Source organism: Streptomyces sp. JJ38, assembly GCF_019303475.1.
Lineage (GTDB): Bacteria > Actinomycetota > Actinomycetes > Streptomycetales > Streptomycetaceae > Streptomyces.
On sequence record NZ_JABLSI010000001.1, the window covers coordinates 137,257 to 152,961 of the forward strand.

General features: G+C 72.4%; 18 protein-coding genes. 11 read left to right on the forward strand and 7 right to left on the reverse strand.

Annotated features, from left to right (window positions below; all coding sequences use genetic code 11):
- Window positions 1-13 precede the first annotated feature (13 nt).
- Entirely contained in the window at window positions 14-826 is an 813-nt protein-coding gene (locus tag HPT28_RS00535; RefSeq protein ID WP_219088188.1) for an inositol monophosphatase family protein, read from the forward strand.
- A 104-nt stretch (window positions 827-930) separates the two neighbouring features.
- On the opposite strand, the gene HPT28_RS00540 is transcribed toward HPT28_RS00535, so the two are convergent.
- Entirely contained in the window at window positions 931-1,095 is a 165-nt protein-coding gene (locus tag HPT28_RS00540) for a hypothetical protein (protein WP_219088189.1), read from the reverse strand.
- A 333-nt stretch (window positions 1,096-1,428) separates the two neighbouring features.
- On the opposite strand from HPT28_RS00540, the gene HPT28_RS00545 reads away from it, so the two are divergent.
- The 4 genes from HPT28_RS00545 to HPT28_RS00560 all read left to right on the forward strand — a co-directional run bounded on the left by HPT28_RS00545 (window position 1,429) and on the right by HPT28_RS00560 (window position 5,003).
- Window positions 1,429-2,082 carry a response regulator transcription factor gene (locus tag HPT28_RS00545; protein WP_219088190.1) on the forward strand — a complete coding sequence of 218 codons (654 nt, stop codon included), beginning with the start codon at window positions 1,429-1,431 and terminating at the stop codon, window positions 2,080-2,082.
- A 7-nt stretch (window positions 2,083-2,089) separates the two neighbouring features.
- A complete protein-coding gene (locus HPT28_RS00550) occupies window positions 2,090-3,355 on the forward strand; it encodes a HAMP domain-containing sensor histidine kinase (RefSeq protein ID WP_219088191.1) in 1,266 nt (421 codons plus the stop codon).
- Between the two features lie 441 nt (window positions 3,356-3,796).
- Window positions 3,797-4,096, forward strand: a complete 300-nt coding sequence (locus HPT28_RS00555; RefSeq protein ID WP_219088192.1) for a DUF4193 domain-containing protein — start codon at window positions 3,797-3,799, stop codon at window positions 4,094-4,096.
- Window positions 4,097-4,256: 160 nt separating this feature from the next.
- Window positions 4,257-5,003 carry a hypothetical protein gene (locus HPT28_RS00560; protein ID WP_374226901.1) on the forward strand — a complete coding sequence of 249 codons (747 nt, stop codon included), beginning with the start codon at window positions 4,257-4,259 and terminating at the stop codon, window positions 5,001-5,003.
- Here the strand turns inward: HPT28_RS00560 and HPT28_RS00565 are convergent.
- Entirely contained in the window at window positions 4,937-5,410 is a 474-nt protein-coding gene (locus HPT28_RS00565; protein WP_219088193.1) for a DUF3093 domain-containing protein, read from the reverse strand. The genes HPT28_RS00560 and HPT28_RS00565 overlap by 67 nt on opposite strands.
- Window positions 5,411-5,491: 81 nt before the next feature.
- On the opposite strand from HPT28_RS00565, the gene HPT28_RS00570 reads away from it, so the two are divergent.
- From HPT28_RS00570 to HPT28_RS00590, 5 genes are all read left to right on the forward strand, one after another.
- A complete protein-coding gene (locus HPT28_RS00570; RefSeq protein ID WP_219088194.1) occupies window positions 5,492-6,076 on the forward strand; it encodes a PaaI family thioesterase in 585 nt (194 codons plus the stop codon).
- Complete coding sequence (gene dut, locus HPT28_RS00575) at window positions 6,073-6,579, forward strand: dUTP diphosphatase (RefSeq protein ID WP_219088195.1); 507 nt, start codon at window positions 6,073-6,075, stop codon at window positions 6,577-6,579. Before HPT28_RS00570 ends, dut begins: the two co-directional genes overlap by 4 nt.
- Before the next feature lies 1 nt (window position 6,580).
- Complete coding sequence (locus HPT28_RS00580; RefSeq protein ID WP_219088196.1) at window positions 6,581-7,366, forward strand: DUF3710 domain-containing protein; 786 nt, start codon at window positions 6,581-6,583, stop codon at window positions 7,364-7,366.
- A 121-nt stretch (window positions 7,367-7,487) separates the two neighbouring features.
- The gene (locus tag HPT28_RS00585) at window positions 7,488-7,910 is read left to right on the forward strand and encodes an OB-fold nucleic acid binding domain-containing protein (protein WP_219088197.1); all 423 of its coding nucleotides are present in this window, start codon (window positions 7,488-7,490) and stop codon (window positions 7,908-7,910) included.
- A complete protein-coding gene (locus HPT28_RS00590) occupies window positions 7,907-8,659 on the forward strand; it encodes a DUF3159 domain-containing protein (RefSeq protein WP_374226902.1) in 753 nt (250 codons plus the stop codon). The genes HPT28_RS00585 and HPT28_RS00590 overlap by 4 nt, the downstream gene beginning before the upstream one ends.
- A 59-nt stretch (window positions 8,660-8,718) precedes the next feature.
- Here the strand turns inward: HPT28_RS00590 and HPT28_RS00595 are convergent, their stop codons facing one another.
- Genes HPT28_RS00595 through HPT28_RS00605 form a run of 3 tightly spaced genes read right to left on the reverse strand, consistent with a single transcriptional unit; the run spans window position 8,719 to window position 11,668 of the window.
- Complete coding sequence (locus HPT28_RS00595) at window positions 8,719-9,402, reverse strand: TrkA family potassium uptake protein (protein WP_219088198.1); 684 nt, start codon at window positions 9,400-9,402, stop codon at window positions 8,719-8,721.
- Window positions 9,399-10,073, reverse strand: a complete 675-nt coding sequence (locus tag HPT28_RS00600; RefSeq protein ID WP_219088199.1) for a TrkA family potassium uptake protein — start codon at window positions 10,071-10,073, stop codon at window positions 9,399-9,401. The genes HPT28_RS00595 and HPT28_RS00600 overlap by 4 nt, the downstream gene beginning before the upstream one ends.
- 56 nt (window positions 10,074-10,129) lie before the next feature.
- Window positions 10,130-11,668, reverse strand: a complete 1,539-nt coding sequence (locus HPT28_RS00605; protein WP_219088200.1) for an SDR family oxidoreductase — start codon at window positions 11,666-11,668, stop codon at window positions 10,130-10,132.
- Window positions 11,669-11,779: 111 nt separating this feature from the next.
- Here HPT28_RS00605 and HPT28_RS00610 point away from each other — a divergent pair, with 111 nt between their 5' ends.
- A complete protein-coding gene (locus tag HPT28_RS00610; RefSeq protein ID WP_219088201.1) occupies window positions 11,780-13,138 on the forward strand; it encodes a class I SAM-dependent RNA methyltransferase in 1,359 nt (452 codons plus the stop codon).
- A 309-nt stretch (window positions 13,139-13,447) separates the two neighbouring features.
- Here the strand turns inward: HPT28_RS00610 and HPT28_RS00615 are convergent, their stop codons facing one another.
- A complete protein-coding gene (locus tag HPT28_RS00615; RefSeq protein WP_308119024.1) occupies window positions 13,448-15,091 on the reverse strand; it encodes a transporter in 1,644 nt (547 codons plus the stop codon).
- Window positions 15,092-15,095: 4 nt separating this feature from the next.
- Window positions 15,096-15,377 (reverse strand): hypothetical protein, encoded by a 282-nt coding sequence (locus tag HPT28_RS26520; protein WP_257577831.1) that lies wholly within the window; start codon window positions 15,375-15,377, stop codon window positions 15,096-15,098.
- Between the last annotated feature and the right edge of the window lie 328 nt (window positions 15,378-15,705).

Sequence of the window (15,705 nt, forward strand, 5' to 3'; positions counted from 1 at the left end):
CGAGGGAGAGACGATGACCGAGCCGACCGGCGACGCCCCGTACGCGGAACTGCTGGACGTCGCACGCGAGGCCGCCCGCCGCGCCGGGGACCTCCTGCGCGACGGCCGCCCCGCCGACCTCGGCGTGGCCGCGACCAAGACCAGCCCCATCGACGTCGTCACCGAGATGGACCTCGCCGCCGAGAAACTGATCACCGACTTCCTGGCCGAGCGGCGCCCCGACGACGGCCTCCTGGGCGAGGAGGGCACCAGCACGACGGGCAGCAGCGGGGTGCGGTGGATCATCGACCCCATCGACGGCACCGTCAACTACCTCTACGGCCGGGCCGACTGGGCCGTGTCCGTGGCCGCCGAACGGGAGGGGGAGACCCTCGTCGGCGTCGTCCACGCCCCGCAGCGCGGCGAGACCCACCACGCGGTGCTGGGGCAGGGGGCCCGGTGCGACGGGCGGCCCGTGCGCTGCCGTCCGGGTACCACGCTGGACCAGGCGCTGATCGCCACGGGCTTCAACTACGTCCAGACGACCCGCGATGCCCAGGCGGCCGTCGTGCGCGCGCTGCTGCCGCGGGTACGCGACATCCGCCGCTCCGGTTCGGCCGCACTCGACCTGTGCGACGTGGCGAGCGGTCGGCTGGATGGCTACTACGAGCGCGGCACGAACCACTGGGACTACGCCGCGGGCGACCTGATCGCCCGCGAGGCGGGGGCGCTGACCGGGGGGCTGCCGGGCCGGGCTCCGGGCAGCGAGCTGCTGGTGGCGGCGACCCCGGAGGTCTTCCCCGTGCTCCAGCCGCTGTTGGCCGAACTCGGGGCCGGACGGGGCTGAGCTCCGGCCCGGACACCCCGGCGCGCACACCGATGGCCCCGACCGGCTGTTCTCGGACGCCGGCCGGGGCCACCGGGATGAGGCTGGGCGGGGTCAGCGGCGGGTCAGACCGAGACCTCGACGCCGTGCTCGCTGGCCAGCCGGTGCAGGTCTTCCAGCTCCGACTGCTCGACCTCCGCCAGGTAGTCGTCGCCGGCCTCGCGAGCGCGGTGCAGGTCGTGTTCCGTGCTCCTTATGCGCTGCAGCAGCCCTGCGGTGAACGCGTCCATGGTGCGCCCCCTCGTCGTGGGTCGGCGGCACGGGGGTGTGCCGGGGATGGACTTGATCACGGGGTGGTCCCTGGGCGAGCGGTAGCCGGGAACCGTCCGGCCGGGCCGGTACGGACCTCCGCAGTGGCATGCCGCCTACGGGGCGTGATCGGGGATGTGCATCCTTCCTCCCCGTGTCGTTCCTCAGGGAAACCTCAGATCCCGGGATTCCCGGGAAAATCCTCCGCCATCCGCTGGAGGCGCCCCCTTACAGCCGGTTTACCGGCGTTCGGGGCACGATGGACAGCGGGCCGCCCGACCGGCGCCCACCACCAACCGAGGAAAGGACGCACCGTGCGCGTACTCGTCGTCGAGGACGAGCAACTGCTGGCCGACGCCGTGGCCACCGGGCTGCGACGGGAGGCCATGGCGGTGGACGTCGTCTACGACGGAGCCGCCGCGCTGGAGCGGATCGACCTCAACGACTACGACGTCGTCGTCCTCGACCGGGACCTGCCGCTCGTCCACGGGGACGAGGTGTGCCGCAGGGTCGTCGAGCTGGGCCTGTCGACCCGCGTGCTCATGCTCACCGCCTCCGGGGACGTGAGCGACCGCGTCGAGGGCCTGGAGCTCGGCGCCGACGACTACCTGCCCAAGCCCTTCGCCTTCAGCGAGCTCACCGCCCGCGTCCGTGCCCTGGGACGCCGCACCACCGCCGCGCTCCCGCCCGTCCTGGAACGCGCCGGCATCCGGCTCGACCCGAACCGCCGCGAGGTCTCCCGCGACGGCCGGCAGGTCCAGCTCGCGCCCAAGGAGTTCGCCGTGCTCGAAGTGCTGATGCGCAGCGAGGGGGCCGTCGTCTCCGCCGAACAGCTCCTGGAGAAGGCCTGGGACGAGAACACCGATCCGTTCACCAACGTCGTCCGGGTCACCGTGATGACGCTGCGCCGCAAGCTCGGCGAGCCGCCCGTCATCGTCACCGTGCCCGGCGCGGGCTACCGCATCTGAAGTCACCATGACCACACCGACCCAGCCCCCCGCACAGCCGCCCGCGACCCCGCCGCAGGCCACCCCGCCCCGGCCCACCTGGGACCCGCCGGCCGCGCCCGCCTCCTACCCGTGGCTGCGCCCCACCATCCGCATCCGGCTCACCCTGCTGTACGGCGGGATGTTCCTGATCGCGGGCGTGACCCTGCTGCTGATCATCTACCTCCTGGCCGCCCAGGCCCTGCAGGACGGCGCGGCCATGCCCATCCGCATCATCCGCGGCGAGTTCGAGGCCACCACGGCCGGCTGTGATCTGCCCAGCCAGAGCCTCGGCAGCGAACTCAACGACGCCGTGGAGGCCTGCCTGGAGGAGCAGCGCAGACTGGCCCTGGACTCCCTGCTCAAGAACTCGCTGCTCGCGCTGCTGGGGCTCGCCGTCGCGGCCTTCGCCCTCGGCTACGTCATGGCCGGGCGCGTGCTGTCGCCGCTCGGCCGCATCACCCGCACGGCACGCCGGGTCGCGGGCTCCGACCTGCACCGGCGGATCGAGCTGGACGGGCCGGACGACGAGCTGAAGGAGCTGGCCGACACCTTCGACGACATGCTCGACCGGCTCGACCGCGCCTTCACCGCGCAGCAGCGCTTCGTCGCCAACGCCTCCCACGAGCTGCGCACGCCGCTGGCCATCAACCGGACGCTGCTGGAGGTCCAGCTCTCCGACCCCGGGGCCTCGGTCGAGGTGCAGCAGCTCGGCCGCACGCTGCTCGCCACCAACGAGCGCAGCGAGCAGTTGGTGGAGGGGCTGCTCCTGCTCGCGCGCAGCGAGAACGAGATCGTCGACCGCAAGCCGGTGGACCTGGCGGAGGTCGCCTCGCGGGCCGTGGAGCAGGTGCGCGCGGAGGCGGCGGCCCAGGGCGTCGAGCTGCGTGGCGTGCGGCAGCCCGCCTACCTGCAGGGCAACGGGGTGCTCCTGGAACGCATCGCGCTGAACCTGGTGCAGAACGCGGTCCGCTACAACCTTCCCGAGGACGGATGGGTCGCCGTGAGCACCGAGGCGCACACCGGGCAGGCCGTGCTGACCGTGGAGAACACCGGGCCGCAGGTTCCGGCCTACGAGGTCGACAACCTCTTTGAGCCCTTCCGCAGACTGCGCACGGAGCGCACCGGCAGTGACCGGGGCGTGGGGCTCGGGCTGTCGATCGTCCGCTCGGTCACCCGGGCGCACGGCGGCACGATCACCGCCACGCCCCGCGAGGACGGCGGTCTGCTGATGCGCGTCGTGCTGCCTGTCTGACGTCGTGCCGCCGCGAGCCGTCCCCGGGGCGAAGGCCGGGTTGCGAAGTCGGCAGGAAGGGTGTTCGCTGTGAGCGCAATATCGCCCGCTTCATGATGTTCCGGGCGGTCGCGGAGCGCTTTGTGACCGATTACACACGGCGGATTTCTGCCCAACGCGCTGCGTGTTCGACGAGTGGGTGGAAAACACCGCAAAATGAAGGTTTCCGCAGGGCTTGACTGCGGGAAGTACCCGAAACGGCCCGCGTGACCGGGCCCGCGGCCGCCGCTGTACCCTTCTCCGGCGCACGCCCTGGTCACCTCTTAGGGGGCCGGTTGGGTGTCGATCGAGTAACAGACCTTGATGTGAGGCAAAATCTCCGCCTCGGGTCGGGCACAAGACCGGCCCCTCACGCGTTACGTGCGCTGAGACGTCACAGAACCCAGAGGGGGAGAGAACGACATGGCAACGGACTACGACACTCCACGCAAGACCGATGACGACCTCAACGAGGACAGCATCGAAGAACTGAAGGCCCGGCGGAACGACAAGTCGGCGTCCAATGTCGACGTCGACGAGTTCGAGCAGGCCGAGGGCCTGGAACTGCCTGGCGCCGACCTCTCCAACGAGGAGCTGGCGGTCCGGGTCATGCCCAAGCAGCAGGACGAGTTCACCTGCATGAGCTGCTTCCTGGTGCACCACCGTTCCCAGCTCGCGGCCGAGAAGAACGGACAGCCGATCTGCCGCGACTGCGCGGCCTGAGCCGGAGCACCCCTCCGTGCCCGGTGACGACGCACGTGATGCCGAGCGAGGCGGCCCAGAAGGCGAAGCCTCGCTCGCACCCCGCGGTGCCCGGCTCCAGCCGGTGCGCCGCCGTCTGGCACGCCTGAAGCCGGAGCGCTCCGCGGGCACCCGGCGCGCCGTGTCCACTCCAGACGGTGAGGCTGTCCCCGGAGCCGAGCACAGCCCCGGCGCCGAGCCGGCCCTGCCGTACGAGCGCGGCAGGATGCGTGCCTTCGCCGGAGCCGTCGCCGACAAGCTGATCGAGACCGCACCCCGTATCCCGGTCCGCAGCCTGGCGACACTCCGTGCCCAGTTCCCCGGCAAGGGCCCCGAGGAGCTGGCCGACGCGCTGATCTCCGGGGCCACCAAGAGCTCGGCCACGGTCGGCGCCGGAGTCGGTGCGGCGGCCATGCTGCCGGTGCCCCCGGCCATGCCCACCGAGCTGGCCACCGAGGTCGTCGGCGTCGCCTCGGTGGAGATCAAGCTGATCGCCGAGCTCCACGAGGTCTACGGGCAGCGGCCTCCCGGCGGTGCCGCCCGCCGCGCCGCGGCCTACCTCACGGCGTGGACGCACGAGCGCGGTATCGACCCCCTCAAGCCCGCCACCCTCAACGCGGCGCTCGGTCTCCAGCTCCGCCGCGAGCTGCGCCAGCGGCTGCTCAAACGCACCCTGCGCAACCTCCCCACCCTCACCCCGTTCATGATCGGAGCGGCCGTGGGGGCCGCGATGAACCACCGGGAGACGCGGAAGCTCGCCGAGCGGATCCGGGAGGATCTGCGCAGCGGGCAGGTGCCGTGGAGCCGGATCCCGCCCGAGGCTCAGGCCGCCCCGGAAGCCGCCCCTGAGGGCGCCTCGGAGCCGCCCAGCGCCGACACCAGCCGCTGAGGGCGGCGCGTCGACACGTACACGTACGGTGTCGGGTCCCGCGGGTCGACGACCTCGACCCGCACCGCCGTCGGGATGTAGGCGCGCAGCACCATGAACGCGCGTGGGTCGGCCCGGTGGGTCCGCCAGGCCCGGGCCTCCTCCGGGCTCAGCGCGCTTGCGCGGCCGAGGGCGCTCAGCGGGATCCGCGCGCTGCCCGCCACCAGCGAGTCGGCCACGACTCGCACCCGCACCGAGCCGTAGACGCTCAGCCCGACCGCCGCCAGCGCGGCTCCGGTCACCAGCGCCGCCAGCATGGGCACCGTGCCCAGGGGCAGCAGCACCAGCCCGAGCGTGACCCCGGTGAGCGCCGGAACGGTCAGCCACCAGGAGCGGGGCGCGGTCAGTCGTTCGTCGTACGCCTGCATGCCCTCAGCTTGGCATGGCCGTCCAGGACACCGGAGAGCGGCTGCACCGGCCCGTGCCTGGCGGCGGTAGGGTCTGCTGACGTGACTGCTCAGAGAACCTCGCTGACGCCGCCTGAGGACGCCCGTGCCCCCGTCCGGCACCCGGATGCGCCCGCGCCCGGCGAACCGCTCGGCTCGCACTACGACCAGTGCTTCGGCTGCGGCGGCGGTCAGCCGCACGGACTGCACCTGGACGCCCGCGCCGGCGAGGGTGTGAACGTCACCGCTGAGTTCACCGTCAAGCCCGAGCACCAGGGCGCCCCCGGTCTCGCCCACGGCGGCGTGCTGGCCACCGCGCTCGACGAGACGCTGGGCTCGCTCAACTGGCTCATGCACACCATCTCCGTCACCGGGCGGCTGGAGACCGACTTCCGGCTTCCCGTGCCCGTCGGTTCCGTCCTGCACCTGGACGCGGCGGTCACGGCCGTACACGGACGCAAGATCTTCTGCACGGCCACCGGTCGGATCGGCGGTCCCGAGGGGCCCGTGGCCGTCCGCGCCGACGGGCTGTTCATCGAGGTCAAGGTCGAGCACTTCATCGACAACGGCCGCGACGAGGAGATCCAGGCCGCGATGAACGACCCGGACCAGGTCCGCCGGGCCCGCGCCTTCGAGGTCAACCCGTGAGCGCGCCCCGGCCGCCGGTGGACGTCCTCATCCGCCGCCTCGACCCCGAGGTCCCGCTGCCGGCCCACGCCCACCCCGGCGACGCGGGCACCGACCTGACCACCACCGAGGCGTGCGCGCTGGCCCCGGGGGAGCGCGCGGTACTGCCCACGGGCATCGCCGTGGCCCTGCCCGACGGCTACGCCGCCTTCGTCCACCCGCGTTCCGGACTCGCCGCCCGGCTCGGCGTCTCCCTGGTGAACGCTCCCGGAACCGTCGACGCCGGGTACCGTGGAGAGATCAAGGTGATCGTGGTCAACCTGGATCCGCGCGAGACCGTGCGCTTCGAGCGGTTCGACCGCATCGCCCAACTCGTCGTCCAGCAGGTCGAGAAGGTGCGCTTCCACGAGGTGGAGGAGCTGCCGGGGTCGGTGCGGTCCGCCGCGGGCTTCGGCTCCACGGGCGGATTCAACACCAACGTTGCGGTCGACGGTACCGAGACCGCCGACCTGAAGGGACAGTGACGTGTTCGGTCGTCGCAAGCGCGCCGAGAAGCAGGAGAAGCTCCCGGCCGACGTCGAAGCCGCCGCCGACGAGGCGGCAACCGATGACGCCGAGGGCGCGGGGAACGACGACGCGGGCGGTGCCGCCCGCGTGAAGCTGCCCCCGGCCCCCCGGCCCGACGGTCCCTGGGACGTCTCCGAGGTCGGCAAGCCCGGCGAGGGCCGGGTGGACCTCGGAGGGCTGTTCGTCCCGGGCGTCGAGGGGATGGAACTGCGCGTCGAGGTCGCCGGTGACGCCATCGTCGCCGCGACGGTCGTGCTGCGGGACAGCGCCGTCCAGCTCCAGGCGTTCGCCGCGCCCAAGCGGGAGGGCATCTGGGACGAGATCCGCGAGGAGATCGCCGGCGGCATCACCAAGCAGGGCGGTGTCATCGACGAGATCGAGGGCCCGCTCGGCTGGGAGCTGCGCGCCCAGGTGCCGGTCAAGCTGCCGGACGGCAAGGGTGGGGTGCAGGTCGTGCGCTTCATCGGCGTCGATGGCCCCCGCTGGTTCCTGCGCGGCGTGATCTCCGGCCAGGGCGCCGTGCAGCCGCAGGCGGCCGGGCTGCTGGAGCAGATCTTCCGGGACACCGTCGTCGTCCGGGGCGAGGCCCCCATGGCTCCCCGCGACCCGATCGTCCTCAAGCTGCCCCAGGACGCCGAGATGGTGCCCGACGGCATCCAGCAGGAGAGCACCGAGCAGGGCTCCCGCTTCGCCGGCGGCATCGACAAGCTGTCCCGCGGCCCGGAGATCACCGAGATCCGCTGATGTGGCGGGTGCGTCTGTCTGGCCCCGCCGCCACGGCGGGGCCAGACAGACGCCCACGTCCCTCGGTGACGCTCCTCACCGGGCCTTCGGGACCGCCGGGGGCCGCGGGTAGGCTGGCCGCATGAGCGGCGTCAACGACTCCGAGAAACGCGGAAACGGGCGGATACGGCGGTTTCTCGACCGCTTCGGCTCCGTCACCGAGGAGGCCCGGCGGTCCGAGGAGCGAGTCGCCTCCGCGGCGGAGGAGGCGGCGCTGCGCGACTGCACGAGGATCTGCGACTGCGGCGACCGGCAGATCGTCAAGGTGACCGGAACGCTGCGTACCGTTACACTCCGGCCCCGGGCCGGGGTGCCCGCGCTGGAGGCCGAGCTGTTCGACGGCTCCGACTCGCTGGACGTCGTCTGGCTGGGTCGCCAGGCCATCGCGGGCATCGAACCGGGCCGTACGTTGATCGCCTCTGGACGCATCGCGATGAACCGCGGACGCCGGGTGCTGTTCAACCCGAAGTACGAGCTCCGACCCTGGGACAGGAGTAGCGGGTGACCCCACTGGACAAGCCGACGGCGCACGAGGCGGCGGAACAGCTCACGGCAGGGGCGGCGGACCCTGATCCGGACATCACCAAGGCCGCCATGCTCGATGCGTTCGGCGGCGTCCGGGGCATGGTCGAGACGACCGTGCCCGGTCTGGTCTTCGTGCTGAGCTACACGATCAACCGGGACATCCACGTCTCCGCCATCGCCGCACTGAGCCTTTCCGCCCTCATGGCCGTTCTGCGGCTGTTCGGTAAGAGCACGCTCAAGCACGCCTTCGGCGGCGTCTTCGGCGTCGCGTTCGGCGCCGTCTTCGCGATGATGTCGGGAGACGCGAAGAACTTCTACCTGCCCGGCATGCTCTACACGCTGGGCCTCGCGGTCGCCTACCTCGTCACCGCCGCGGCCGGGGTGCCGCTCCTGGGCATGGTCCTCGGCCCCCTGTTCCGCGAGAACATGTCCTGGCGCACCCGGAACCCGGGCCGGAAGAAGGCCTACACCAAGGCCAGTTACGCCTGGGGCCTGGTGCTTCTGGGCAAGTCGGCGATCACCTTCCCCATCTACCTCTGGGGGGACGCCACCCAGCTCGGCTGGCTGCGGGTCGCCCTCGGCATCCCGCCGTTCCTGCTCTGCGTGTACCTGACCTGGATCTTCCTCGCCAAGGCACCCGCGCCGATCGACGTCTTCGCCGAGATGGAGGCGGAGGAGAAGCGCGAGCGCGCGGCCGCCGCGGCAGCGGACGGCGAAACGCCCCGCTGAACCACCCGCCACCGGTACCGGGCGCCATAGCCCCCGGTGCCGGGCCCGGGGCGCTGCGCTCAGGCCTCTTCGCCCGCCGGGTCCCGGTGGACGGACAGCAGCTCCTCCAGCTCCCGTTCCCGCGCGGGCGCGGCCACGAACAGCAGCTCGTCCCCGGCCTCCAGGGCGTCCTCGGGCCGGGGCGTGAGCACCCGCGTCCCCCGGATGATCGTCACCAGAGTCGTGTCCTGCGGCCAGGCCACGTCCCCGACCCGAGTACCGGCCAGCGCCGCCTCGGGGGCGAGCGTCAACTCGACGAGGTTGGCGTCACCCTGGCTGAAGCGCAGCAGCCGCACCAGGTCGCCGACGCTGACGGCCTCCTCGACCAGCGCCGACATCAGCCGTGGGGTGGAGACGGCGACGTCCACGCCCCACGCCTCGTTGAAGAGCCACTCGTTCTTCGGGTTGTTCACCCGCGCCACCACGCGCGGCACGCCGTACTCCGTCTTGCTGAGAAGCGACACCACGAGGTTGACCTTGTCGTCACCCGTCGCGGCGATCACGACGTTGCAGCGCTGGAGCGCCGCCTCGTCCAGCGCGGAGATCTCGCAGGCGTCCGCCAGCAGCCACTCCGCGAGCGGTACCCGCTCCACGGCGATCGCGCTGGGCGCCTTGTCGATGAGGAGCACCTCGTGGCCGTTCTCCAGCAGCTCGCCGGCGATGGACCGCCCCACCGCGCCCGCTCCCGCAATGGCGACTCTCACCGCTGCTCCCCTGACTCACCCGGGCCGCGGTCGAAGACCGCCTCCACCTCACCGACCTGGTCGCTGCTCATCATCACGTGCACGAGGTCACCCTCCTGGAGCACGGCCTGCGGATCGGGGAGCATGGCCTCGCCCAGCCGGGTGATGAAGGCGATCCGCACCCCCGACTCGGCCTCCAGCCGCGCTGCCGGATGGCCGAACCACCTCGGGGAGACGTGTACCTCGGCGAGCTGCACCCCGCCCGTCGGGTCGATCCACAGCGGTTCGGCACCGGAGGGCAACAGCCGCCGCAGCATCTGGTCGGCCGTCCACCGCACCGTGGCCACCGTCGGAATGCCGAGCCGCTGGTAGACCTCGGCCCGCCGCGGGTCGTAGATGCGGGCCGCCACGTTCTGCACGCCGAACATCTCGCGGGCCACCCGGGCGGCGATGATGTTGGAGTTGTCCCCGCTGCTGACGGCGGCGAACGCGCCCGCGTCCTCGACGCCCGCCTCGCGCAGGGTGTCCTGGTCGAAACCGACACCCGTGACCCGCCGGCCGCCGAAGCTGGAGCCGAGCCTGCGGAACGCCGTGGGATCGCGGTCGATGACGGCGACCGTGTGACCCTGGTCCTCCAGGGTCCTGGAGAGTGCGGCACCCACTCGGCCGCACCCCATGATGACGATGTGCATGAGGCCGCTACCCCGCACCTTCCCCTGCTGCGATCACCTGGGTGAACACCGTAACGCTACCCGCCGGGCACCCGGGCTCCGCCACCCAGGTCGGCTTCGGCGCCCGGCGCCCCCTTCCCGCCCTCCGCGGCCCGCGCGATGTTGCGCGCCATCCCGCCGAACACCAGCGCGTGGAACGGGCTCACCGACCACCAGTAGAGCTGCCCGGCCAGGCCGTGCGGATGGAACAGCGCCCGCTGGCCGTACCGCGTGCGGCCGTCCGCGTCCCGCCCGACCTCCAGCTCCAGCCACGCCAGCCCCGGCAGCTTCATCTCGGCGCGCAGCCGCAGCAGCTTGCCCCGCTCGACCTCCTCCACCCGCCAGAAGTCCAGGGCGTCGCCCGCCCGCAGCCGTCCCGCGTCACGCCGGCCGCGGCGCAGGCCCACGCCGCCGACCATCCGGTCCAGCAGGCCCCTCGCCCCCCAGGCCAGCGGAAGGGAGTACCAGCCGTGCTCCCCGCCGATGCCCTCGATCACCCGCCACAGCGCCTCCGGGGAGGCGTGCACCGTCCGTTCCCGCCGGTCGCTGTAGAGGCTGCCACCCGCCCAGTCCGGGTCGGTGGGCAGCGGGTCGCTCGGCGCGCCCGGCACCGAGGCCGAGGACCAGCGGGTGGCCACCTCGGCCTCCCGGATGCGCCGCAGCGCCAGCTCCAGCGCCTGCTCCACGCCGAGCAGCCCCTCGGCGGGCGGGGGCACGAACCGCTCGATGTCCGCCTCCCGGCACACCACCTCGTGCCGCAGCGACTCCGTCAGCGGTTTCGCGATCGAGGCCGGGACCGGCGTCACCAGCCCGACCCACTGGCTGGACAGCCGCGGGGTGAGCACGGGCACCGGGACGATCACCCGGCGCGGCAGCCCGGCCACGGCCGCGTACCGCCGCATCATCTCCCGGTACGTCAGGACGTCCGGACCGCCGATGTCGAACGTCCGGCTCACCGTGGACGGCAGTTCCGCGCAGCCGACCAGGTACCGCAGCACGTCCCGCACGGCGATCGGCTGCAGCCTGGTGTCCACCCAGCGCGGCGTCACCATCGCCGGCAGCCGCTCGGTCAGGTACCGCAGCATCTCGAACGACGCCGAGCCCGACCCCAGGATCACCGCGGCCCGCAGCACCGCCGCCGGCACCCCGGACTCCAGCAGGATGCGGCCCACCTCGGCCCGCGAGCGCAGATGCGGGGACAGCCGCTCCACCGGCACGCCGGAGGGCGTCAGCCCGCCCAGGTACACCAGCCGCCGTACCCCGGCCTCCCGGCACGCCCGCCCGAAGATCCGGGCCGCCCGCGCGTCGGTCCGCTCGAAGTCCCTGCCCCCGCCCAGGGCGTGGACCAGGTAGTACGCCACGTCCACGCCGTCCACGGCCGCCCGCACCGACGCCTCGTCGGTCACGTCCCCGCGGACCACCTCGACGTCCCCGGCCCACGGGTGGTCGCGCAGCTTCTCCGGGCTGCGGGCGAGGCAGCGCACGCGGTACCCCGCGGCCAGCAGCTCCGGCACGAGCCGGCCGCCCACGTACCCGCTCGCACCGGTCACCAGCACGCTCAGGCGATCATCGTCCATCCCCTCATGCTGGGCGGCCACCGAACGCGTCGCAACAGCGCGCCCCGACTGGCACTAGACTGGTCGGCTGGCCCTCTTTCGCCCTCTCGTTCCCCTGGAGCTCCCACCACCATGCCCACCGAAGCCTCCCAGGGGACCAGCCCCGCACCGCTGACCGGCCAGGAGTACGAGGTCGAGGTCGGCCCGGTCGCCCACGGCGGCCACTGCGTGGCCCGCACCGAGGAGGGCCGCGTGCTGTTCGTGCGCCACACGCTCCCCGGCGAGCGCGTGATCGCCCGCGTCACCGAGGGCCACGAGGAGTCCCGCTTCCTGCGCGCCGACGCCGTCCGCGTCATCGAGGCGTCCAAGGACCGCGTCGAGGCCCCCTGCCCGTTCTCCGGCCCCGGGCGCTGCGGCGGCTGCGACTGGCAGCACGTCAAGCCCGGCGCCCAGCGCCGCCTCAAGGCCGACGTCCTGGCCGAGCAGCTCTCCCGGCTCGCCGGGCTCACGCCCGAGGACGTCTCGTGGGACGGCACCGTCGAGCCCGTCCCCGGCGACAAGCTCCCCGCGGGCGAGGTCCCGGCCTGGCGCACCCGCGTCCAGTACGCCGTCGACGCCGAGGGGCACGCCGGGTTCCGCCGTCACCGCTCCCACGAGGTCGAGCCCGTCGACCACTGCCTCATCGCCGCCGAGGGCGTCAGCGAGCTCGGCATCGAGCGCCGCACCTGGCCGCAGATCGCTTCGATCGACGCCGTCGCCGCAGCCGGCTCCACTGACCGTCAGGTCATCCTCACCCCCGAGCCCGGCGGCCGGCTGCCCCTCGTCGAGCTCGACCGCCCCGTCTCCGTCCTGCGCGCCGAGGAGCCGCACGGCCGCGGCGGCAGCCGCGCCATCCACCGCGTCCACGGCCGCCCGTTCGTCCGGGAGCGGGCCGACGGCCGTACCTGGCGGGTCGGCGCCGGCGGCTTCTGGCAGGTGCACCACGCCGCCGCCGACCTCCTCGTCGACGCCGTCATGCGCGGCCTCACCCCGCGCAAGGGCGAGACCGCCCTCGACCTCTACTGCGGCGCCGGCCTCTTCGCGGGCGCCCTCGCCGACCGGATCGGCCCCGAGGGCGCCGTGCTCGGCATCGAGTCCGGCAAGCGCGCCGTCGAGGACGCCCGTCACAACCTCGCCGACTTCGAGCGCGTCCGCGTCGAACACGGCCGCGTCGACCGCGTCCTGCCCCGCACCGGCATCACCGAGGCCGACCTCGTCGTCCTCGACCCGCCCCGCTCCGGCGCCGGCCGCGAGACGGTCAAGCTCCTCACCGCGCTCGGCCCCCGCCGCATGGCCTACGTCGCCTGCGACCCCGCCGCCCTCGCCCGCGACCTCAAGTACTTCGCCGAGTCCGGCTACCGCGTCCGCTTCCTCCGCGCCTTCGACCTCTTCCCCATGACCCAGCACTTCGAGTGCGTGGCGATCCTGGAGCCGGTGAAGCAGGACTCCTGATCCGCGGATTCTGCGTGCGCGTTGCGTCGGGTGTGGGCGTTGCGGGCGATATCCCGATGACCCGGTGGCGACGACAGGGCCGCCGAGGCACGAGCAGGTGCTGTCGTCCTCGGAGTCTCGCGGCGGCCGCTCCCTCTGCCGGAGCGTCCGACGTCGTCGTGCTGCCCGGTGGCTGGCTCGATCCTCAACGTTCGGCGCATGCCCCGCATCGCCGCTCTCCCGGCCTCCGCGTCCATGGCGGCAGAAGGTCGGGCCTCGGCCACGGGCGTGCGGAAAGCACTTGTCCCGCGGCCGAGGGCCAAGGAGCGGTTACCGCTCGGCGGCAGTGGCCTTCGGATCGGATTCCGTGCCGGTGAGGATCTTGTAGGAGACGTTCCGGAACCCGGGTTCGGGATCTTCCGGCGATTCCCTGATGCTGCCGAGCCACCCGAGAAGGAACGCTCCCGGTACGGAGATGAGGCCGGGGGTGTGGTACGGGTACCAGTCGAAACCGGCGTCCGGCCACAGCGCGTAGTCGGTTCCGGACACGGTGGGCGAGAAGACGGTGAGGATCGTGCAGAGCAGCAGCCCCCCGTAGACCGTCCACAGGAGTCCCCGGGTGTTGAACCGGCTCCAGAAGAACGAGTAGATCAGCGCGGGGAAGACGCACGATGCCGCGAGGCACATGGAGAACATGACCAGGAACTCGACCGGGTACTGGTGGGTGGCAGCGGCCAGCGGGAGGCCCACAGCGCACAGGGCGAAGACGGCCAGGCGCATCACCCGCACCTCTTTGGAGTCGGTTCGGGAGCGCTTGTGTGGTGAGAACCCGTCGCGCGCGAGGGAGACGGCCGCGGCGAACGCCACGCTCGTCACGGTCGTGAGCACGGCGAGGAACGCGACGCATGCCACGACGGTGATCAGCACCACCCGCGCGGTCGAGCCGTCCCCGAGCACGGCGGAAGCCAGCAGGATCGGTGATGCCTGCCCGTTGGCGTCGACCGCGCCGATGTCGCTGCCGCCCACCACGGCCGCCGCCGCGAATCCCGTCGTGACCAGGAGGAGGGAGAAGACGCCGAACAGACCCGTGGCGATGCTCATGGACCGTCGCGCCGAACGGCCGGAGCGGGAGGCGCCGATGCGAAGGAGCATGTGCGGCATCATGGCCGCACCGAGGATCACCACGACGTGATCACTGATCGTGTTCAGGGGGCCGAGGCCGGCCGTATGCGCCCAGAGCCCAGGAACGAGGTAGCCGTCCGGTGCCATGCTCTTGTTCACCGCCGCCGAGAGCAGGTCGCCGGGATCCCAGGCGAACTTCCTCAGGGCGAGCAGCGTGACCGCCGCGAGGGTCAGCAGGGTGAGGGGAACCTTGACGACGTGGATGAAACTCGTGCCCCGCAGGTCCGCCACCACGGCGAAGCAGGCGATGAGGATCCCCATCAGCACCGTGCAGGCCACCTGCGCCTCGTGGCTCGACATGCCGATCAACAGCGCCGCGCTGATCCCACCGGCCCGGAGCTGGACCATCAGGATGGGAATCGTGATGGCCAGCGTCACCACGGCCGCGGCGACGCGTGGCCACGGTCCGGACGCACGCAGGGAGAAGAGGCCGCCGAGCGTGTAACGACCGCTGTTGCGGATCCGTTGAGCGAGGAGGAGCAGTACGGCGAGGGCGAGGAGACCGTCGACCATGGCGGCGACCCCCTGGTAGCCGAACAGGGCGATGGCCCCGGGGATCGCCAGCAGGGTCACGACGGAGATCTGCTCGCCGGCCAGTGCGAACCCGTTGAAGACCGGCGAAAGAGACCGGTCGGCGACAGCGAGGCTCTCCGGGCGGTCCTCCTGGGTGGCGAGCGTGAAGACCCACAGGAGCGACAGACCGAGGAAGATCAGGAAAGCGAGGATGACGGGGGCTTGCGCTTCGGAACCGATCGGGTTGACCGCGTCCGATGCCAGGACGGACAGGCTCACCGCTTCACCGCCCACGGCCCGTTGGCGGAAGCGGCAGGCGGAGCCTCGGCCCGGAGGCGTGGGAGGCCATGGTCCGCTCGATGCGGTCACACACCTGTGTGGACCGGCGTTCGTGCCACCAGACGGACCCGATGAGGAGGCCGAACTGCGCGATGGCCCACACCATCCCCAGGTGGAGTTGTCCGTATACCCGCGCATCGGCCATGTTGGTGAAGGGGAACAGCAGGACGACGACGGCGAGTGGAATGGCGTTGGCGAGAAGGAAGGCGCACTGGGTACGGCGCACGGATGCGCGGAGGCTGTCGGCGTGCTGGGGATGCGGGGCATCGTGTGACGGGTACGGAGTCGGGGGGCGGCGGGGCGGAGTCGGGGGAAACTGGGGGTGCACGGAGACCTCCGGCCTGAGGAAGTGAAGGGAAGCGTCGACGCCTGGGTGTCGGGGAAGGCCGAGCTTGCCGGGGACGTCAGGGGAGACGCGTCGGGACCAGCGGGTGCGCGATCCCGCTGTGTTGAGGCATGGCAGGCAGGGGGACGGCTTGTCCCCCGCGAAGACGCCGAAGTGGACCGCATGCGCGGCGTTCGCCGCAGGGTGGGGCGGCGAGCCACGCACCAAA